This is a genomic window from Edwardsiella anguillarum ET080813 (genome assembly GCF_000264765.2).
Taxonomy (GTDB): domain Bacteria; phylum Pseudomonadota; class Gammaproteobacteria; order Enterobacterales; family Enterobacteriaceae; genus Edwardsiella; species Edwardsiella anguillarum.
This window is the reverse complement of record NZ_CP006664.1, coordinates 3,631,071-3,649,900: the sequence shown is the minus strand read 5'-3', so window position 1 is coordinate 3,649,900 and position 18,830 is coordinate 3,631,071. Positions and strand designations below refer to the sequence as shown.

17 protein-coding genes, 2 pseudogenes and 1 CRISPR repeat array (1 of these 20 only partly in view) are annotated in these 18,830 nt (G+C 52.3%); of the genes and pseudogenes, 12 read left to right on the top strand and 7 right to left on the bottom strand.

What is annotated here, in order from left to right; genetic code table 11:
• A CRISPR array of direct repeats spans nucleotides 1–241; the repeat unit is 28 nt; unit sequence GTTTTCCCCACGCCTGTGGGGGTGTTTC (it extends 644 nt beyond the left edge of the window).
• Between the two features lie 265 nt (nucleotides 242–506).
• The 5 genes and pseudogenes from ETEE_RS20465 to ETEE_RS16445 all read right to left on the bottom strand — a co-directional run.
• Complete coding sequence (locus ETEE_RS20465) at nucleotides 507–1,472, bottom strand: Abi family protein (RefSeq protein ID WP_071881930.1); 966 nt, start codon at nucleotides 1,470–1,472, stop codon at nucleotides 507–509.
• A gap of 257 nt (nucleotides 1,473–1,729) precedes the next feature.
• Nucleotides 1,730–2,050 (bottom strand): nuclease domain-containing protein, encoded by a 321-nt coding sequence (locus tag ETEE_RS16460; protein WP_034165086.1) that lies wholly within the window; start codon nucleotides 2,048–2,050, stop codon nucleotides 1,730–1,732.
• A gap of 2 nt (nucleotides 2,051–2,052) precedes the next feature.
• Entirely contained in the window at nucleotides 2,053–2,697 is a 645-nt protein-coding gene (locus tag ETEE_RS16455; RefSeq protein ID WP_034165085.1) for a DUF1367 family protein, read from the bottom strand.
• A 109-nt stretch (nucleotides 2,698–2,806) separates the two neighbouring features.
• A complete protein-coding gene (locus ETEE_RS16450; protein WP_034165084.1) occupies nucleotides 2,807–3,154 on the bottom strand; it encodes a hypothetical protein in 348 nt (115 codons plus the stop codon).
• A gap of 27 nt (nucleotides 3,155–3,181) precedes the next feature.
• Nucleotides 3,182–4,429, bottom strand: a pseudogene (locus ETEE_RS16445) (replicative DNA helicase); the annotation flags it as partial.
• Nucleotides 4,430–4,527: 98 nt separating this feature from the next.
• On the opposite strand from ETEE_RS16445, the gene ETEE_RS16440 reads away from it, so the two are divergent.
• Nucleotides 4,528–4,824: a transcriptional antitermination N peptide gene (locus tag ETEE_RS16440; protein ID WP_034165082.1), complete on the top strand. Its 297-nt coding sequence runs from the start codon at nucleotides 4,528–4,530 to the stop codon at nucleotides 4,822–4,824.
• Nucleotides 4,825–4,942: 118 nt separating this feature from the next.
• On the opposite strand, the gene ETEE_RS16435 is transcribed toward ETEE_RS16440, so the two are convergent.
• Nucleotides 4,943–7,729, bottom strand: a complete 2,787-nt coding sequence (locus tag ETEE_RS16435) for a tetratricopeptide repeat protein (protein ID WP_034165081.1) — start codon at nucleotides 7,727–7,729, stop codon at nucleotides 4,943–4,945.
• Nucleotides 7,730–8,380: 651 nt separating this feature from the next.
• Between ETEE_RS16435 and ETEE_RS16430 the strand changes: the two genes are divergently transcribed.
• From ETEE_RS16430 to ETEE_RS20460, 7 genes are all read left to right on the top strand, one after another.
• Nucleotides 8,381–8,683: a hypothetical protein gene (locus ETEE_RS16430; protein WP_034165080.1), complete on the top strand. Its 303-nt coding sequence runs from the start codon at nucleotides 8,381–8,383 to the stop codon at nucleotides 8,681–8,683.
• 105 nt (nucleotides 8,684–8,788) lie between these two features.
• The gene (locus ETEE_RS16425; protein WP_034165079.1) at nucleotides 8,789–11,311 is read left to right on the top strand and encodes a RecE family exodeoxyribonuclease; all 2,523 of its coding nucleotides are present in this window, start codon (nucleotides 8,789–8,791) and stop codon (nucleotides 11,309–11,311) included.
• Between the two features lie 9 nt (nucleotides 11,312–11,320).
• Nucleotides 11,321–12,391: a RecT family recombinase gene (locus ETEE_RS16420; protein WP_034165078.1), complete on the top strand. Its 1,071-nt coding sequence runs from the start codon at nucleotides 11,321–11,323 to the stop codon at nucleotides 12,389–12,391.
• An 18-nt stretch (nucleotides 12,392–12,409) separates the two neighbouring features.
• Nucleotides 12,410–12,712, top strand: coding sequence for a hypothetical protein (locus tag ETEE_RS16415; protein WP_034165077.1), 303 nt, complete (start codon nucleotides 12,410–12,412; stop codon nucleotides 12,710–12,712).
• A gap of 63 nt (nucleotides 12,713–12,775) precedes the next feature.
• Nucleotides 12,776–12,925 carry a hypothetical protein gene (locus ETEE_RS16410; RefSeq protein WP_034165076.1) on the top strand — a complete coding sequence of 50 codons (150 nt, stop codon included), beginning with the start codon at nucleotides 12,776–12,778 and terminating at the stop codon, nucleotides 12,923–12,925.
• A 29-nt stretch (nucleotides 12,926–12,954) separates the two neighbouring features.
• Nucleotides 12,955–13,422, top strand: coding sequence for a hypothetical protein (locus ETEE_RS16405; protein ID WP_034165075.1), 468 nt, complete (start codon nucleotides 12,955–12,957; stop codon nucleotides 13,420–13,422).
• Between the two features lie 647 nt (nucleotides 13,423–14,069).
• Nucleotides 14,070–15,284 carry a DUF1028 domain-containing protein gene (locus tag ETEE_RS20460; RefSeq protein WP_071881954.1) on the top strand — a complete coding sequence of 405 codons (1,215 nt, stop codon included), beginning with the start codon at nucleotides 14,070–14,072 and terminating at the stop codon, nucleotides 15,282–15,284.
• A gap of 238 nt (nucleotides 15,285–15,522) precedes the next feature.
• Here ETEE_RS20460 and ETEE_RS16400 read toward each other — a convergent pair.
• A pseudogene (locus ETEE_RS16400) lies at nucleotides 15,523–15,714 on the bottom strand (IS256 family transposase); the annotation flags it as partial.
• 60 nt (nucleotides 15,715–15,774) lie between these two features.
• Here ETEE_RS16400 and ETEE_RS16395 point away from each other — a divergent pair.
• The 4 genes from ETEE_RS16395 to ETEE_RS16380 all read left to right on the top strand — a co-directional run bounded on the left by ETEE_RS16395 (nucleotide 15,775) and on the right by ETEE_RS16380 (nucleotide 18,670).
• A complete protein-coding gene (locus ETEE_RS16395) occupies nucleotides 15,775–16,167 on the top strand; it encodes a RecE family exodeoxyribonuclease (RefSeq protein WP_225865171.1) in 393 nt (130 codons plus the stop codon).
• Between the two features lie 75 nt (nucleotides 16,168–16,242).
• Nucleotides 16,243–16,491: an excisionase gene (locus tag ETEE_RS16390; protein WP_034165073.1), complete on the top strand. Its 249-nt coding sequence runs from the start codon at nucleotides 16,243–16,245 to the stop codon at nucleotides 16,489–16,491.
• Nucleotides 16,478–17,572: a tyrosine-type recombinase/integrase gene (locus ETEE_RS16385; RefSeq protein ID WP_034165072.1), complete on the top strand. Its 1,095-nt coding sequence runs from the start codon at nucleotides 16,478–16,480 to the stop codon at nucleotides 17,570–17,572. Before ETEE_RS16390 ends, ETEE_RS16385 begins: the two co-directional genes overlap by 14 nt.
• Nucleotides 17,573–18,151: 579 nt before the next feature.
• The gene (locus ETEE_RS16380; RefSeq protein WP_045427618.1) at nucleotides 18,152–18,670 is read left to right on the top strand and encodes an NUDIX hydrolase; all 519 of its coding nucleotides are present in this window, start codon (nucleotides 18,152–18,154) and stop codon (nucleotides 18,668–18,670) included.
• Nucleotides 18,671–18,830 lie beyond the last annotated feature (160 nt).

The window sequence follows — 18,830 nt, the reverse complement described above, 5'->3', positions numbered from 1 at the left end:
TGCGTAGATAGAGCACTGTGCAGCATCGAGTTTTCCCCACGCCTGTGGGGGTGTTTCCTACCAGCCAGCCCGGACAGGTCCAGCTTGAGGAGTTTTCCCCACGCCTGTGGGGGTGTTTCCTTTATTCTGGGCCGTAGCGCTGCTGGAACGCTGTTTTCCCCACGCCTGTGGGGGTGTTTCTAGCCCGGAAGGTTGGGAGAGTACGCTATGAAAGTCTTCCCCACGCCTGTGGGGGTGTTTAATAGGAAACTGACCGAGTCACATATCAAGGCCAATAAAACCAGGCTGCTGGCTATGTGGCAATCAGCGGCGCGATTTTGGCTATCGTGCGGGAAAATAACGCACAGCTCGGTTAAGGGCTTACTGTGCGCCGTCAAGCGCCGCCCTTCAGAGCGGGGGGATACTCACTCTCATCACTAGGATCACCACTGATGAAGGTACTGGCCTCCTGAAACGACCGGAACACAGGTCATTTAGTGATATCCATCTAACTTACTGAAATACAACTAATCGATATCAAATAAAGATCGAGGGAATCCATTATTATTAGGGAGCCCCATAGCGGTTAAATTACACCCAGGCAAACGAGGTTTATCATTATCAATAAGATCGGCAATATTTCTAATCCATTTTGAGCCAGGGCCGATTTTTTTCACCAAAAACCATAGCACAGCTATCATCCCATACATTCTTTCGTAGGCATCATCATTCATACTCAATCGCTCAAAGTATGGGTAATTTGGTAATGGCATCAATTTTGGCTCATTAACTTTATTCCATATGCGTGAATGATGAGCACAACGATTTCTAAGCACATTCATAGCACTTAGCCAATTTTGGAAGATAGCACCATTACCAGCAGCGATACCTAGCCTAGACAGTATTCGATTACGATAACCATCCTTTAACATCGCATAATATTTTGACATCAACCCAAAGTCCCATACCTCGATAGCAACCCAGAATGGAACACCATCATACTTATTTTCATGCCACTTAATAAAGTCTTCACGACTTTTAGCTATTTCATTTCTATGCTTATTAAGCCACTCATCCCTAGCACTACAGCGCCCATTGGAACGAGTTCTAAGATGTTTAGGGTTTATCAAAGAATCATCAAGATATGCAAGAGGTGAAATCTTACCAAGCTCATGTGCAATCACAGAGCGAACATAAACTTCAATTCGCTCCAAAGCATTCATCATCAATAAGCGCATTCTCTTATCGAACAAATAAAGATCGTATACTGCCCGAAAATCAGTACCAGGGCGGACATTATCTATTCTAGTTCTGATATTATCAGGTGTTATATGCGGAATCCTACATAGGTACCAGAAACCTGAAAGACGGTAGTAACCTACCTGAGAAATTTTTTTAATAGCATGATCTCGATCAGGCACTGACATCCCACGCGAGAGTAGCAAATCGATAAGTTCATCATACTCTTTATGAACCTTCACCGGCTCAGCCATGCAAAAGTTTCCCTACTTTTGAATATAAGAAGGCCCGACCATAACTATCTCCCATCTAAGACGGGGTCAAGCCAGGGGGCCGGGCTCAGTTGCTGGTAAATGTACACGATGGTTACCTGATGTCAACAGAGCTAGAAGTACACATCCCAAGATGATCCCTCCCATACCTTCATAAGATACTAGATGTAGGTGTTAGTGCTAACATACGGCTACTATAGAATGTAATGAATGTTTTTACCTATCAATGTTAAGTTGATTTAACAGCTAATTTGAAACAGCTCTATACCCAGCCTCCCCCTCAGCGTCCAATACAGCGCCGCCAGCATCACCTCCTCTCGCTCGCCGGGTCGCCAGTCATAGGGTGCCCGGCCATCCAACACATCGTGGCAGGCCGAACAGCCATACACCGCCCAGAAATCATCCGACTTGTACCCCATGCCATGCATCGGGCTAGGCAGATGGCACAGCACCACCGTCTGCGGATCACCGTTGCAAATCCCAGGAATTTGCAGGGTACACCCCTGCCCCCGGGCCGACTCCCGCCACGCCCGGCTGCGAAACGCGCCTGATTTTTTCATCACTAAAACGCCATCAGCTGATCCACCGCCAGCGCCATCTCCGCCTCGCTGGCAAAATGCTGGCTCAGGGTCTCATTCCAAATCACCCCAGCCACCCCGCGATAGATACTGTCAAAGGTCGCCTGATCCATATTGGCAAAGGCAATGCTCCAGCGCTGGCGAAAGGCGCCACCATCCGGCGCCGGCTTCACATCACAGAAGCCGGCCTGGGTCATCACATGGTTCAGGTAGGCCTCCTCGGTTTTGAGCACCTCGGCATCGAACAGCCCGCGCCGCTTCTCCGCCAGCCGGGCCAGCACCCCCTGGGCTATCTCCCGCGTCACGCTGTCATACAGCGCCGGATCGGCGGCCGCCTCGGCAATGCGCCGCGCCACCGCATGGGCGACCCAGCTTTCCGAACGGCTGACAAACTCCCACGCCGGAACCCAGTACTGCATCCCCAGCGCCAGCAGCTTAAAAAATTTGCGGTGGTGCTTCAGGTTGCGCCGATCGCCCACCGGCTGCAGCGCAATCGGCGTACCGACCGGCACCGCCCGCATCACGTCACGATCGTGATCGGTGGCATAGCGGATCCCGCCGCCCGGCAGCAGCACGCCCAGCGCCTCGGCTTTATGGCGGCGCGGCGACTTGCCCTGCACGCTGCTCATAAAATCGCCTCAGCACAGCTCAGAAGCCGATTGAACAGCAACGCCGTGGGTCAGTATGGCTGATATCCTAAAAACGCCGCAGCGTGGCGCGCAGGCGAAAATTTCACCATCACACACCCCCGTCGCGGCGGGCGGGCACCAGGCGGTAAAACCAGACCGTTTTCCCGCTGTCGGGATTGCGCACCTTGCACACCTGCTTGACCAGCCCGTGGCGCAGCACGCTGACCTGCCGCAGCCGGGCGCTGATGGCCGCCTGAGTATCCCCCTCCCGCGGGAACAGCTGCAGCAGGCGACGCTCCAGGCCGCGCAGCGTGTGCCAATCGGCGCCGGCGGCGACGATGATCACGCGGCTCATCTGGGTACTGCCGCCAACGCAGCCCCGCTCACGGCTCAGCGCCCGCAGCCCGTTGTTGATGCTGGCGCGCTCTTGAAAACTGACATCCGGTTTCACGTCCATCGTCTCTCCTCCCTGTCTCATCAGCGCTCACACCCTGGCGCCGCGGTAACGCGATGCCAGCGGCGGTTGATCCATCGGGGTACACAGCCGCCGCGCCTCGTCCTGGTCGCACTCCACAAAATGGCCGTTGATAAAACGCTGGTAAATCACCGCCCCGGCCTGACCAAAGCGGCTTTTGGTGACGATCAGCTCCGCATGGTGCCGGGCCGGCGTATCGGGGTGATAAATCACGTCGCGGTACAGCATGACGATCAGGTCGGCATCCTGCTCAATGCTGCCGGAGTCACGCAGATCGGCGCTGACCGGCCGCTTGTTGGGGCGTTTTTCCACCTCGCGGGACAGCTGGCTCAGCGCAATCACCGGCGTCCCCAGCGCTTTCGCCATGCTCTTCAGGCTGCCGGAAATATGCGCGATGGCCAGATCGTGGCGCTCGGCGCGCGGTTTATCGATCAGCCCCAAATAGTCCACCAGGATCAGCGACAGCGTCGGGTGTGCCTGCTTTTGCCGTTCGGCCATGGCGCGGATTTTCTCCACGCTCAAACGGGCGGTATCGACGATCCAGAGATCCAGCCCATCCAGCGCCGCGACACCCTGCGATACCCGCCCCCAGCCCTCGTCATCCAGCAGGGTCGGATTACGCAGCACCGACACCGCCAGCCCACCGGCCGCAGCAATGCCTCGCTCGGCCAGCTGCTGCGCGCCCATCTCCAGGCTGAAGATCAGCACCCCGCGCCGCTGTGAGGTGCCGGGTAACGTGCGGGCGGCCACCGACGTGGCAATACGCATGGCCAGCGATGTTTTCCCCATCCCCGGCCGACCAGCGATGATGATCAAATCCTGCGGATTCACCCCGCCGGTCACCGCATCCAGCGGCGCAATCCCCAACTTGACGGTGTCGGACTCCAGGCCGTTATTCAGGCGTTTTTCCAGCGTATCGGTGTAATCCCCCATCACATCGCCCAGCACCACCGGGATCGGCTCCAGCTTGGGACGGCGGATCAGCGCCAGACGATTCATCAGGCTGTCCATGGCGCGCCCCGCCTGCTCTATGTTGGCGGCACCAATTTCGCGACGCATTTCATCCAGGGTGACGGCGAACTGCCTGCGCTGGTACTCCTGGCTGACCATTTCCGCATAGCCCGCCAGATTGTCGGCGCTGGGGCAGTGTTTGGCCGTGCTCATCACATCGGCAAAGTGTTCATCCCCACACTCCTCGGCCACCATCAGCGGATCGATCAGGTTACGGGCTCTGGCCTGACGCTGAATAACCCGGTACACCGTCCACTTCGGGGTGTGTGGATCATGCCGTCTCCTCCACACCGCCTAAGTCACCGTCGTCCACTGTTGTTAGCGTCATCTATCCAGGAGGGATTATGGCCGCGATCACCAAGGGAAACTCCGTCAGGCCAGCACAGAAAAATGCACGCCAGCGCCGCCACGAACGCCGCAAAGCTCAGGCCATCCAACGCGAGCTGATCGAGTCGCGTATCGATCATGCGCTAGGTTTAAAATTAGCGCACCGCCCTGCCCTAAACCGGGCAGAAATCGCCAGCAGGCGCGAGTCGCATCGGGTAGAAGTGGTCGTGTTGTGCGCCGGTGGGCGCCAACAGCCGCAGCCCAGTTGGGACAACTGCTGTTTGGCACAGGTGGCGCTGTATAGGGTATCGTGACAATGGCGAGTGCAATTTACTAACTAAACGTCCGCGAAGAGCGAGGAGCGGACGTAACGCTGCACTCATCTGAAAAATTTGAGCGCAGCGAGTAATTTTTTCCGTATGCAACGTTTTTTTAGCAGTTGGCCGCCCATCGATCAGCTTTAGCCTGCCAAGCTTTCTTTGTTTTTAGGTCATTTTGTTTATCTATAGCTTCGAAAATTACTTTAATAGCCTCATTTATGTCGCTTTTTATCAGTATTTCTGCTTTGTCATTCAAAAAACTCGGCAAGAACCAAGCTCCACAATCACCACGTTTAGCCCCTTCGATTGATTTATCAATAGCTATAATTGCTCCTTCATCATCCCCCATTCCTCTAAGTCGCTTGGCAGTATTTTGATAAAAAAACGGATCCTTTTTTTCAATTTTATCTAGGTAAATACCCGCTTGCCCATATCGACCTATCTCGATAAAGAACTTCGCAACTTTTAGGTTTTCGTAATCGTTACTAGGCTGAGAGTCTATATAATACTGTTCCGCAAGCTTAGAAATTTCTACCAGTTTCTGCTCTTTATTCTCGTCATTGCTATATTTATATAAACGATACAACGCCATCTGTATATCAGCATAAGCCATCATAAGTTTGGTGTTTTTATTTGCATTATCCGGAGCAGGCAAATTATAACTCAATGACTTGAATGCTTCAGGTAAATTATACCCAAGATAGCCAGATAGAGAACTTAACACCCTATAGGGATGGTCAAATGAGGAACGCAAAGTGAAAGATATATCTGCAACAAAGTCTTCAACTCTATTCTGGATGTATTTTTCTCGACATGATTTGTATTTCGAGTTAGATATTAAATCGTAAAAAGAAAGTATTACAGAATACGATTGTTCAGGGCTGACATTACCTAAAACTTTGTCTACGTATTTTTCAACCTCATCATACGACTTTTCGTTATCATAAATCCTTGCTAGTTGCAGCATGCATTGCTCACTATCTGGAAACTTGTTGAGCAGTTCAATGAACAAATTTCTCGACGTTACAACATCCCCTTTCCATAAGTAAATCTTTGCGATATGGTGCTCAACAAGTAATTTTATATTCGAACCATCGGCAAGTGCTGAGTTAATCTTATTAAGCTTTTGAATCATCTCATCTGATTCAAGCTGATACTTTTCTTCATGAAGTTTTCTATCAATTGATATTAGCTTTAACTCAATATTTTCGATTAGTAAAAGAATATCTTCAAAATTATTATTACTTAAGTCAAACCCTTCAATCTCAGCAATTAATTTAGATTTAAAAACTAAGTTATCTGTGGTTTGGATTATTGCATACAACAAAGATTTTCGATGTTTGTCACATAAATTATCACGATAAAGTTTATTCAAAAGGTCGTTATGCATCACACAAAAACTATAGTACCCGGATTTTTTGTACTCATTTTCCACCCAGAGGACTTCGCATAATTCATTTTTAATGTCATGGATTTCTGTAGCGCTATCGAATAAATTCTTTATGGAAAGGAGAACGATTGAGTGAATACTTGAATAATTCACTCCTGAACGAACTATCAGAGAAACCTTTTCAAGATTCCTAATTGCCCTTGCTCCAAGGATTTTATTAAAGATATAGTTACTGACTTGCTCAGCACCTAAAAGTGAGATGAGAGAAAACTCTCTTCGAAATTTCCCTGCATACTTTCCTATAACCAAGTCTGATATGGTTTGCGACTTTCCTTGTACAATTTCTTCTGTAATTTGACCGATTTCTTCGAGGAAATCATGTATTTCGTGGTTATTGTAATTTTCTTCTCTTATAATCTGGCATACAAGTTCCAAACAGAGAGGGTGACCGCCTATATGCTCAACTATTTCATCAATATATTTACTATCAATATCTATTCTTTTTTCTATAACCTCCTTTGCTTCACTATTAGTCATTTCAGATAGATGAAAACAGATTTCCTTATCGGCTATTTTTTCTAACGAGGTTATTATTACTCTACTTTCATCCCTAGCAAACGATTCAAACTCAGATTTAATATCAGAAACGTCACCAAAAAAATTATCTAGAATAACTAGGGTTTTATATGTAGAACAAAGATTAGCTAAATTTAGGTTGTTGTCAAAATCACCAACTTTAACTGACTTAAAGTTAAAGTTTTTATGCTCACCCAAGTTTACCCATATTATTGAGTCAAATTCAGCTTTTAATTTGTGAGCAATTCCAAGAACAATCTTGCTTTTACCAATTCCACTTACGCCATGAACAACTGAAACATAACTCTGATTTATCGCTTCAATAATAGATTTTTCATCTTCCCGGACGACAAAGTCATGGGGTAAAGGAGGAAGATCATTTTGCATAGAAATTGCCGAGTAGATTTGACTTGCCGTCGGGAGATAATCAATTATTGAAAAAATAAATCGTTGGTTGCCAATGTTTTCCGCAACAATTGTTGCAATAGATTCTGAATCAAGAATGACAACCTCTTGTTTAATCCCAATATGACGAATAACTTTGTTTACGCTATCAAGCCTTCCGCCTTTGGCTTCCTGATTTGCAAATAAAATAATCTTTGAACATTGACTACTATTTTTCAGAGCTGACTTAATATCCTTTATCGGCTTTGTATTTTCTAACTTCAAATTTATCAGTTCTTTGAATTTTTTCCCAAAAACATCAAAGTAATCATTATCCGTCCCACACTGACCAACAATTTCAAAATTATTCGTAGAGAAATCAACTGTTCGACTAATAGGTTTTGCAAATAAATTACTACCTTTATGAATGGATTCCTCACCGACAATAATTTCAAATATTGGCTTGCAAAAATATTCGAACTCAGTTCCATTCAGACAAATGAGGTCATCAACTACTTTCTTGATAAGTGCTCTTTTTAGAAAATCCATAATATCTAGTCGTCTTATCCAATTAATTGAATTTAACTATAGTGTGACTACAGTTCCTAGGTAACTCTGGGTGCTAAAATTTGTATATTATATTGCCATAGATTCCCCTGTTATTCTAGATAACAAACGAAAATAAAATTACCAATATAAACCAATAGGTTAAAGCCAACCTTTGCAAGCCGTGATTAAAAGCATACAAGTGCATTGTAAGTTTTTGCGGACCTGTTATTATTTAAGATAATCCGCCCTAAGTGTCTAAACTGGAGTAATTTTCAATTTTCAGCAACAAATACATTTTTCAGCAGATTTACGCAAAGTGAGCCTGTCTTTTGGTAAAAGAAAATAATATTGTGTATTCAGCAAAATGTACGGCCAATGTCCGCTCCTGGCATAAAGCCGACTTTCAGCATAATTACGACACGCAATCAATTATTAACTAACACACGATAAGCAATAATATTATTTTAAATAAAAATCACCATGCCCACCTGCGGTCTGCACTGTCATAACGGGCGTCATGGCGGTGAGCCACAGACCGCAGCTGGATATGTTATTACACCACCGCGCCGATGTTCCCCGCCGTACCGGCCTATCCATTCAGCCCCCTCCCCGCCTTATCGGGCTATTTCTACCACACCATGGAGAACCATCATGTCTATTGAAGCACTGCAAAACGCCGTCGCCATCCTGCTGCAAAAACCAGAGCGCCCCTTCGCCGTCGGCGATGTGGTGATCAAAAAAGAGGGCATCGGCAATATCACCACGCGCCCACACATTGGCGAAAAGGCTATCGTCAGCCATGTGTTTGCAACCCCGGTGATCAACCTGCAGGAAAAGTGCGGCACCCCTTACTATTCACAGCTCTACGATATCCGCGTCGCCTTCTTTGACCGCGACGGGGATTTGGTCGAGCTGGCCGAAGACGCACGCCGTTTCCGCCACGCAGACGACTAACCCCTACCCCAGGCCGGGCAGCCCCAGCGCTGTCCGGCCACCCGCACGCTGTTTTTCCCTTTGCTTCACCCTTTCCTCTTTGCTTTTCGCCAGGAGAACATCGCCATGCCTGAAACCTTCGCATTTCTCACCAAGGCCAAGAAAAAATCCGGCAAACCGGACATGATGTTTTGGTGCTCGGCCAACAATGAACGCATCGCCCGCTCAAAACTCAGTATCGCGCTGGACGCCGCCGGGCTGGATGAGGCCGACTACTTTAACCCCCAGCGCACCCATCTACCGGTGGTCGATGATTTACCACCGGAAGACGTACTCAGCAGCGACTTCTGCCGCCATTATCAGATGGTGGACAACGACTGGGTACGCCGTCAGGAGCCGCTGCCCCCCGCAAAGGCAGCGCCGCCGTCAGGCGAACCGCAGCCGCCATCGACACCTGCAGAGCCCGACGATACCCCGCTCAGCTTCCAGCAGCTGCCGCTCGAACAGCGCGCGGCGCTGGTACAGCTCTACGGCCCACGCGACTATTACCTTGACGATCTGCCCACCGCCCTCGAAATTCTCAATGCCGAAGGCGAGATCTACGCCGGCAACTACCACCTGGCGGTCGCCATCGGAAAATGCCGCGAACTGGCGCAGCAGGATGCCGCCGGGCTGGATGCGCTGATCATGCAAATCCAGCAACGCTACAACCACAATATCCCCAAGTGGCCAGAGCTGGTGACCTTTATTCGCCAGCATATGACGGCCGGGGCGCTCACCACCGCCAGCGGCGCAACGCGGGGAACCCCCGTCATGCTGGCGCCGGGGCGCCCCTTTGATACGGAGTTCCTGCGCCACACCATCTCCTGCGCCCTGCAGCCGGCCAACGGTTACGACCTGCTGACCCCCGATCCGGCGATCGTCGCCCGCGCCCAGGAGCTGATGGCGCATAGAGATAAGGCGCTGACCATCTGGTACAAGCTACTCGCCAACACCCCGGGGATCTTGGAAATCCACCCCGACCAAATCTTTGCGCTGATCCAGGCGGCACCGGAGTCCATCGCCTGGGACGAGGGCGCCACCCGGCGCTTTATCTGCGAAAATCTGGGCGTCATTCAGCCGGTGCCCCGCCGGGCGCCGCCCCCGCAAGAAGATCGGCCTGGCGCCGCCGCGCCCCTTAATCCGGCCCCCGGCGACATGACGGCCCTGTTCGCCGCCTCACCGCTGGCGACGCTGCTCGCAGAGCCCGCCCCAAACGATGCGGCGCCCACGACCGCGCAGGAGCAGGAGCAGGAGCAGGAGCAGGAGCAGGAGCAGGAGCAGGAGCAGGAGCAGGACGAGTCTGGGGTAACGCCGCCGGCGCCGCCACCCCGCGTTGAGCCGGGGCGCTATCCGGGACTCTCCTCGGCGGACTACCACGCCGCCAACGGCATCAGCAGTACCATGCTCAAAGATGCCCGCATCAGCCTGATGTATTTTCATGGCCGCCACATCGCCAAAACCATCCCGCGCCAGGAATCACCGGCGCTGCTGCTCGGCTCGCTGATCCACACCCTGGCACTGGAGCCGGAAAAGTTTGCCACCGAATACGCCCTGGAGCCGCAGCTCCCGCCCAACGTATTCACCAGCAGCGAGTCGATGAAAAAAGCCATCGAGGCCCATAACGCCACCTTGCCCGCCCCGCTCTCTACCGAGCAGCTCAAGGCGCGTCTGCTGGTGCACAATGCCAGGCTGCCCGCGCCGCTGCCCCTCAGCGGCAGTGCCGACGAACTCGCCCAGCTGTATGCGGCGCTGCCCGCCGCGTTTCAGGCCTTGGATCAACCGGAGGGCGCCAGCGCCGCCGCCATCAAGAAGTGCCTCAAGGCCTACAACGCCAGCCTGCCCGCCCCGCTAAAAACCGGCGGCAGCCGCGACGCGCTGCTGGAGCAGCTGGCGCAAATCGACCCCGCCGCGGTCGAGGCAGAGCGCCAGAACCCCCAGCCGCTGAACACCAGCGGAAAAAAAGAGGAGCTAATGGCCAGCCTGCGCCAGATCCAGCCGGGCGCTCGTTTTGCCGACGAGATCCTGGCCGACTGGCAGCGCCAGGCCGCAGGGAAAATCCCGGTCAGTCAGGCGCAGTACACCCTGTGCCGCGCCATCTGCGATGCCCTCTTTGCCGATACGTTGGCCGGCCCCCTGCTGCGCCACCCGCAGCGCGAAACAGAGGTCAGCTACTTCGGGCTGGATGACAACACCGGGCTGGAGATCCGCGTGCGTCCCGATGTGGAAATCGACACCGGCCATGCCCGCATCGGCCTGGATCTCAAGTCCGTCAGCCTCGGCTACGTCAAGCAGGACAACCTGCGCGCCCGCCTGCACCGCGAAATCATCGAGCGGGACTACCACCTCAGCGCCGGCATGTACTGCGACCTCGCCATGCTCGACCAGTTTTTCTGGATTTTCGTCAACAAGGATCCGGGCTACCACTGGGTGGCCTTGGTCGAGGCCTCCCCAGATGAACTGGCACTGGGACGGCTGGAATACCAACGCCAACTGGCCGCCATCCGCCAGGCGATGGACAGCAACTACTGGCCCGGCCCGATCGTCGATGTCATCACCGACGAACTGACCGACTACGAACAGCGCCGCCTGGAAAACCTGGCCGCCTAAGGAGCCCATATGAAAACGGAAACCACCGACAACAGCCACAACGCGCTGATCGATAACGTCACCATCCTGACCAATGGCGAACTGTTTGACCGCCTGATGACCCTCTCCCGCGTTATGGCCGGCAGCGGCGCCATGGTGCCCGCCCACTTCCAGAAGAGTCCCGACGCCTGCATGGCCGTCACCATGCAGGCCGCCCGCTGGGGTATGGACCCCTTCGCCGTCGCGCAGAAAACCCACATCGTCAGCGGCACCCTGGGGTATGAGGCGCAGCTGGTCAACGCCATCATCACCACCATGTCGCCCACCAAAGATCGCCTGCACTACGACTGGTTCGGCCCCTGGGAAAACGTGATCGGAAAATTTACCGAGAAAACCTCCGCCAAGGGGCACAGCTACATCGCGCCGGGCTGGACGCTGGCCGATGAAAAAGGCTGTGGGATTAAGGTCTGGGCCACCCTGCGCGGCGAAACCGCGCCGCGCGAACTGGTGCTGATGCTCTCCCAGGCCCAGGTACGCAACTCCACCCTGTGGGCCAGCGATCCCAAGCAGCAGCTGGCCTACCTGGCCGCCAAACGCTGGGCGCGTCTCTACACCCCGGACGTATTGCTGGGCGTCTACTCCACCGACGAACTGGAAAATCCCATCGCGCGGGAAGAAAAAGACATCACCCCCAGCGTCTCCATCAGCGATCTGGTAGACAGCGCCAGCTCAGCAAACGACGCGCAACCGGAGGTGCCAGCGGACAGCCACGACGCCACGCTGGGCGAAAGCTTGCGTCAAGCCTTGGAAGAGGCCTCGACACTGGAGGCAATCCGTCAGGTTGAACAGCGCATCGCCCAACATAAATCCACGCTGGGCAGCCAGCTGCTGTTCGAACTGCGCGGGAAAAGCCAGAAAAAGCGCAGCGGCTATAAGGCGGTGCAGGAGATCGAAGCCGCGTTCGATGCGCTGTCTCCCGCCGATCGCGCCGCCTTTCAGCAGCTGGAAAATCTGGTCAACAACCGTCTGGCGATCCTGCCGCCCGGCGAACAGCAGCGCTTCACCCTGGCACTCGACGATCTGCGCGCCGAATACGCCTGATTCAGGAGCAAATGCACTATGGAAAATCACCGAAAATCCCCCGCGGACAGCGCGCGCCAACGGCAGATCCAGCGCATCGTCGCCGACGTCATCACCCTGCTCCCTCTGCTGCGAGCCGGACAGCCCAACCCGCAGTTTGATGGTAAGTCATGGCGCCAATGGTCAGCCGACCGCCTGCGCGACCGGGCGGCGGCGTTCTGCCCGCCCAGGCCGCGATCCCCACATTCCACGGCCGCGCCCCAGCCTGCGCCGTTATCCCCCCAGGACACCGCGCCCGTCTACCGACGCGGCCCCGGCGGCGCAATTTACCGCGGCGACTGAACGCGACCGTGCCCGCCCCGGCCACCACCGGGGCTCCCCCTTTCACATTAACCGGAGTCGATAATGAAAACGCCCCCCATCAATGGCCTGTATGGCTACAAGCTCAGCGGCAAAGCGCTGCGCCACCCACCGGGCGATCCCCACGGCTGGCCCCTATTTCTGGTCTGCCTGATCGTCGCCGGGCTGGCCCTGCTGCTGATCCACCTGCTGTAACGCCCCCTTCCACCGGCAAGGAGCCCAGGATGAAACCCAGAGATATCACGCCAGAAGAAGAGTACGACGACGATCTGTACGATCCCTTAATCTACCCCACGTCGCACACCCCGGACGATCGCTGCGACCACACGGCCCAGCTTATCTGGCATATGCGCCAGCGCGCGACCATCCGCAGCGGCGCAGCATGGACACCCTGCCCTCGTCCCGTGCCGAGCGAACCCACACAGCGGCGCCGGGCGCCAACGCGCCTCAACATCGGCCTGCGCCGCAGCTACTCCAGCACCATCATCACGGCGGTTTACCAGCTGCACCTGCGCCACACCGCTGCCCACGAAATCGCCGCCCTGCTCGGCATTCCGCCTAAAAAAGTGGAGCTACTGCTGCAGCATAAAACCCAAACCCAGCGCCGCGCCTGGCAACAGGTCCACCAAAGCAACCGCCTGCCGGGCAAACGGGAGATCCTGGCGCAGCTGGTCAGGGGGTTACCGGGGTGAAGGTTAGGGTTCTATTGGGTGGGTAGTATCGGCGCGTATCGGGGGGATAGCAGGTGAGCGCCGAGTCTACCCGTGGTAAGCCGTTTACCACGGGTGACATCGGTAACCATCTGCTTAGATGGTCGCTAAGAGTGAGGGACGGACCACATTCTCCGAAGAAAAACATCACTGTATGTTGGAACAGCTCATGTAAAAAACTGTATAAAACAAAGGACAAAAGCCATGCCCGGCGGCTCACTTATAGGGGGTATACCTGCTCTGTGTGAATAGCAAAAGGCCAACGGAGTGAATTTTTCTTTAAATTTTTTAACAACAACGCCGTCGTTATATTCATTTATTTAATCGAGCCACATAAATATGTATGGAGATTATATTAATGGTTTTCTTTATACGCCATAGCAATCATATTATTTTGCCATAAATTGTAATTGTAATGAGTAACACTTTTGTGTAATGATGCGATGTATCGATACGCTTAGTATCACAGCAGCCTCACTATTGCAACACGCAACAAGAGAGCGCAATGACGCCATTTCAATTTATTTATTTTCTAATGTTGTTTTAATTGCATTAAATCAATGAATATAACAAATATTGGATTCGCGGCGCGCTTATATGTTTCAATACAGATGAGAGAGGTGTGGAATATGAAAGAATTAAATATATTTATATTTTCTGTATTAATTACCTCATTCAACGCAAATGCAACGTTCTCTCTTGTTGCCTACGATGAAAGCAGTGGAATTTATGGTGTAGCATTCGCCAGCTGTGTTTACCTACCACCTAACATAGACATAACAGATAAAGTGAATGCCCTTACACCTATTGGAACAATAACAACACAAGCAACGGTGAACTTTAATAATATAAATTTAAGCAATGGAAAAGATATGATTCTTAGAAACGTTAGAGGGAATCAGATTCTTGAATGGCTATATGACCATGACCAGGATGGAACTGAAGGGAGAGATTCAAGACAATTTTTAATATTAAGCAATCCATCATCAGGTCCAGTTGAGGGGTATGTGTTTACTGGTGATGAGGTTCCTTCCGTCAAAGGGAGTATCATTAGAGATAATCTTGTTATTGCTGGAAACACTCTACATTCTAATACACTGAATGCAATGCTAGACGGATATATGGAACAGCGCGATTTTTTTGTTGAAAAATTACTGAGCGGCCTTACGTCTGTACGCGATCGTGGATTGGGTGATTTGAGATGTGATGGGACATCATCTTATACGGCATTTATAAAGATAAATGATAGAAGTTGGTTTTATAATTCGAGAGATATTGATGAGGATGCCGTAAGTGGATTGGAGAAAATAATTAATGGAAGACAAAAACCACGGGTATGCCTTAACTTAGTTTCAGGAACGGCTTTTCTTGCTAATATTGACATAAAAGGAAGCGGTCATTATGTTGGCCCATATGGCGTTGGTAGTAAAGTCTGCGATGATGCAAAACCGAGGGATATATTTACTCCCCAGCTTAATATTGTGGCAGGGGCACATAAGACATGCCCAAGTGTAGCTATAGGAGAATATACTGAAATCGTAAATTATGATGCTTGGGGAACCACGTTTTCGCCTCATTGTATCCTTAAGAACGATCATCTAGAGGTGTATGCTGACCCACATCAAAAAGGTGAATCCTTGAACATCCTTCAAGATATCTCTGATCTTAGTCAATATAATTTCTCCAAACGCATATCATCTTTCGCCATCCCTCATGGATGGACGGTACGTTTCTTCGAAGATAAGAATTTTAGCGGAAATTACTATACTCGCGTTGAGGGTGATACAGAAGCGAGCGCCTTTGATAATAAGGCTAGTTCAGTTCGCATACTCAGTCGAGAATGATGTTTTAGGATAGCAATAATCACTTAACGTCATCGTTACTTGATTGGTGTCGCAATGTAAGTATATTTTTTATTGTTTCATTTCTGATGTTAAATCACTTATCCTCAGATCATTACGCTTTTGTCAGTCCGACTCCCTACGGGGTGCGGGCTGACGGTTTACATGGACCCTGTACACGATTCTGTGTAAATGCCCTTTCTCAGAAGTGACCGTCCCGGCGGTCACCGAACTCGATAATATAGCCGTTACGGGAGTTAGCTCCCGATTTGGGCTGATTTTTATCGTAGCCCAAATGGTGGGACATTTCAGCGTTGAGAGCAGCCTCAACGCCGATTTTTTTCAACAGGCGATCGAACTGGCTGAGATCGTCAGGAGTTTTGAGATTTTTGGCCAGTTCGTTAGCCAGGGCCTGCAACTGTTTTTCGTCCATAAATTAACCTGCTTTTGATGTTGGATTGAACATATCAAAATCAGGTAATTACACAAAATTATGTACAGGCTCGATAGCACCGCTATTCAGCGCAATAACGCGACCGGGCGCACATCCCTCGGCCACCTTGTGATCAAGCGCCGCTTTTATCCCCACTCGGAGAGCCTCGCCATGCCTGAATACTTCGTCTTCTTTATTAAAGCCAAAAAACAGTCCGGTCAGCAGGACATGCTATTTTGCTGCCAGGCCGACAGTGTACGCGTCGCCTATTCTCAACTCTACCGCGCGCTAACGGCCAGCGCTCTGCATCTGGATGATTACTTCACCCCACGCCGAACGCCGCTGCCGATCGGTATCAAACTGCCCGCCGAAGGGAAACTCGACCGGGCGTTTTGCCGCCGCTATCACCTGGTCGGCGACCGTTGGTTAAAGCGTCCCCGCGCTGTTTGCTAAGCCCCTTCCTCTGCCCTAGACACGCGGCTGACTCTCTCTTATTAAAACGCATCCCCCAGACTCTCGGAGCCCGCCATGACAACCTACCTCACTATCCCGGCGTGGGCCCGGCAGGTCTATCTCGATAAGCCACCCGGTGTGGACACCGTCCGGCGCTGGATCCGGCGCGGCTATATTTATCCGCAACCCTACCGCTACGGCGGCACCTACCGTATCCAGAGCGATGCCCGCTACCTGCCACCCTGGCAGCAGCCCACCGTTCCCGACGGCACGGCGGCGTCTACCCCCACCTTGCTGGAGAGGCTAAAAAATGGCCCAAAATAACGATGACAGCGTTACGCCAAAATTACCGGACAACCTGTACTGTAAGGGCGGGTTTTTCATCTGGCGCAATCCCCTCAGTGGGCAGGAGATGCCCCTGGGCCATATCCCAAAAAGCGAGGCCGTTCGCCAGGCGCAAGAGGCCAACCAGTATATCGCCATCCAGCGACCGATAGAGGAAGCGTGCCCCAGCGTCAGCCAATGGATGGAGGAGTATCTGCGGATCCTCGGCTACCGTGGCGTAGCCGCCAATACCCTGCGCGCCAGGCGCTCACAGATCAAGGCCGTACAAACGGTGATTGGACAGAAGAGTATCGCTCAGATCACCACCCGCGACATCGCCTCGCTGCTACACCACTATGTGCTGATCGGCCAGCTTTCCGCCGCGGGTCTGATGCGCTCCTTTCTCAACGCCCTGTTTCGCGAAGCCATCGCCGCGGGCCTCATCGACTACAACCCGGTGACACAGACCCGTACGCCGCCGATCCGGGTCAAGCGCCGCCGTCTGACGGAGACGATGCTGCTGGCCGTTTACGCGCAGGCGCTCCAGCTGGAGCCGCATAAGCCATGGTTACCGCGCAGCATTGAACTGGCGCTGCTCACCGGGCAGCGGCGGGAAGATCTCTGCGCGCTCCGCTGGCAGGATGTCCGGGAGGATAAGCTATGGGTGATCCAGCGCAAGACCGGCGCCAGGCTGGCGATGACCCTCGATCTCCATCTGCAGCTCGGTGACTACCCGCTGCGGCTGCGCGAGGTACTGGCGCGCTGCCGGATACCGGGGCCGAGCGACTACCTGCTCAACTCCCAGCGCCCGCGCCTCAATAGCAAGCCGGGGGGATCTCTGGTGCCCGATACCCTGACTAAAGGTTTCTCCCGGCTTATGGATAAGTGCGGACTGGTTCAAGAGATCTCCCCACCCTCTTTTCATGAGATCCGTAGCCTTTCCTCACGGATGTACCAGGCGCAGTATGGAACGGAATTCTGCCAGCGGCTGCTGGGGCATAAAAACCGGCATATGACCGAGAAATACCTCGATCTGAGGGAGGCACTCTGGCAGATGATAGAGCTCCCCAAAAACCGGTGATCGGGAGCCAGAATTGGCGGGAGACGCTTTAATGACTGACACAGGAATCGTGCCAGGTCTTTTTTTATTATAATAAAATCAATTTATTACAAATATATTTCACATGAATGTATAACATTTTCCGTGTCGTTATGCTTCAAAACATCCCGTTCAAACCCATAATTATACGCAGTCTAATGAAAAGCAAACCACCAGCGTCACTATTCCGCTTTATATGCCTGTGCCGCCCGCACATATCCAGCCTGCAGACGGCCTGAAAGGCACCGCGCGCAAAGGGTAACAGGCTATCTTCCCGCAAAAATGGTGCTATTCGCCCTCTTGTTATCCCCGGGACGTAGTGCTTCAGATATAAAAACCCGGCATTTTCCAGGAGCGACTATTCAGGAAAATGGCTAGCCATTACCCCATGAGGTTCATGGTCAGCGTTACAGAGCTATCTCTACTCACGGTAAAAATTTTCTTGGTGCCTAATCGTCCAAATTCCCCAGGGACAAGCCACCTAAATACGACAATCTAGTGCTCAGAATCGGGATTAATTGATAATATGAATTCTCGGACTCATACAGGAGCAGAGGAAACATGTCAGACACCGTTCGACGCGGCGAACGCTTCGTGACCAGGCATGCCGTCAGAGTTATCCTTATCGACAGTAATCAATCCGTGTTGCTGCTCAGCACCAAGGATGCCAGCAACCCAGACTTTATCGAATCATGGGAGGTACCCGGTGGCGGCGCGAATCCCAATGAAAGCATCCATGAAACCGCTATCAGAGAAATCCTCGAAGAAACAGGAATCAAGCTCACCTCTGATGATCTGAGCAATCCCCTCTGGAAACGTGATGTTCTCTACTCCTACCGGGGGGAGCGCCGCCTACAGCATGAGACCATTTGTATTGCACACATAAATAAGAGCTCGCCGCGGCTCAACCTGTCTGGACGAGAACCCTTTGAAACAGAAGACCACCAGCGATATAAATGGTGGAGCGTTAAAGAGCTGCAAAATACCCGCGCTACCCTGTACCCAAAATCGCTTGGTACCCACATTACTGCGCTCATCAATCAAAAAACGGTGGAGGAGCCAATAGAGATATGGGACTAGATATTTCTGGCGTTATATTTTAAAAGAGGTTGTCAGGGCTCTGTAGACGGGAGGATGTCATCGTCGATGAAAACAGCGTTCATCTTGGATGCGCTGGTGCAGGCGCGCTGGATCCGTCGCCCCTCAGGCACCATTGGGTCACCTCCACTCCGGCGTATTC

Bases quoted from the DNA above. Each gene is read 5' to 3' on its own strand.
- ETEE_RS20465 (WP_071881930.1), bottom strand. From the start codon at position 1,472: ATGGCTGAGCCGGTGAAGGTTCATAAAGAGTATGATGAACTTATCGAT.
- ETEE_RS16460 (WP_034165086.1), bottom strand. From the start codon at position 2,050: ATGAAAAAATCAGGCGCGTTTCGCAGCCGGGCGTGGCGGGAGTCGGCC.
- ETEE_RS16455 (WP_034165085.1), bottom strand. From the start codon at position 2,697: ATGAGCAGCGTGCAGGGCAAGTCGCCGCGCCGCCATAAAGCCGAGGCG.
- ETEE_RS16450 (WP_034165084.1), bottom strand. From the start codon at position 3,154: ATGGACGTGAAACCGGATGTCAGTTTTCAAGAGCGCGCCAGCATCAAC.
- ETEE_RS16440 (WP_034165082.1), top strand. From the start codon at position 4,528: ATGGCCGCGATCACCAAGGGAAACTCCGTCAGGCCAGCACAGAAAAAT.
- ETEE_RS16435 (WP_034165081.1), bottom strand. From the start codon at position 7,729: ATGGATTTTCTAAAAAGAGCACTTATCAAGAAAGTAGTTGATGACCTC.
- ETEE_RS16430 (WP_034165080.1), top strand. From the start codon at position 8,381: ATGTCTATTGAAGCACTGCAAAACGCCGTCGCCATCCTGCTGCAAAAA.
- ETEE_RS16425 (WP_034165079.1), top strand. From the start codon at position 8,789: ATGCCTGAAACCTTCGCATTTCTCACCAAGGCCAAGAAAAAATCCGGC.
- ETEE_RS16420 (WP_034165078.1), top strand. From the start codon at position 11,321: ATGAAAACGGAAACCACCGACAACAGCCACAACGCGCTGATCGATAAC.
- ETEE_RS16415 (WP_034165077.1), top strand. From the start codon at position 12,410: ATGGAAAATCACCGAAAATCCCCCGCGGACAGCGCGCGCCAACGGCAG.
- ETEE_RS16410 (WP_034165076.1), top strand. From the start codon at position 12,776: ATGAAAACGCCCCCCATCAATGGCCTGTATGGCTACAAGCTCAGCGGC.
- ETEE_RS16405 (WP_034165075.1), top strand. From the start codon at position 12,955: ATGAAACCCAGAGATATCACGCCAGAAGAAGAGTACGACGACGATCTG.
- ETEE_RS20460 (WP_071881954.1), top strand. From the start codon at position 14,070: ATGAAAGAATTAAATATATTTATATTTTCTGTATTAATTACCTCATTC.
- ETEE_RS16395 (WP_225865171.1), top strand. From the start codon at position 15,775: ATGTACAGGCTCGATAGCACCGCTATTCAGCGCAATAACGCGACCGGG.
- ETEE_RS16390 (WP_034165073.1), top strand. From the start codon at position 16,243: ATGACAACCTACCTCACTATCCCGGCGTGGGCCCGGCAGGTCTATCTC.
- ETEE_RS16385 (WP_034165072.1), top strand. From the start codon at position 16,478: ATGGCCCAAAATAACGATGACAGCGTTACGCCAAAATTACCGGACAAC.
- ETEE_RS16380 (WP_045427618.1), top strand. From the start codon at position 18,152: ATGTCAGACACCGTTCGACGCGGCGAACGCTTCGTGACCAGGCATGCC.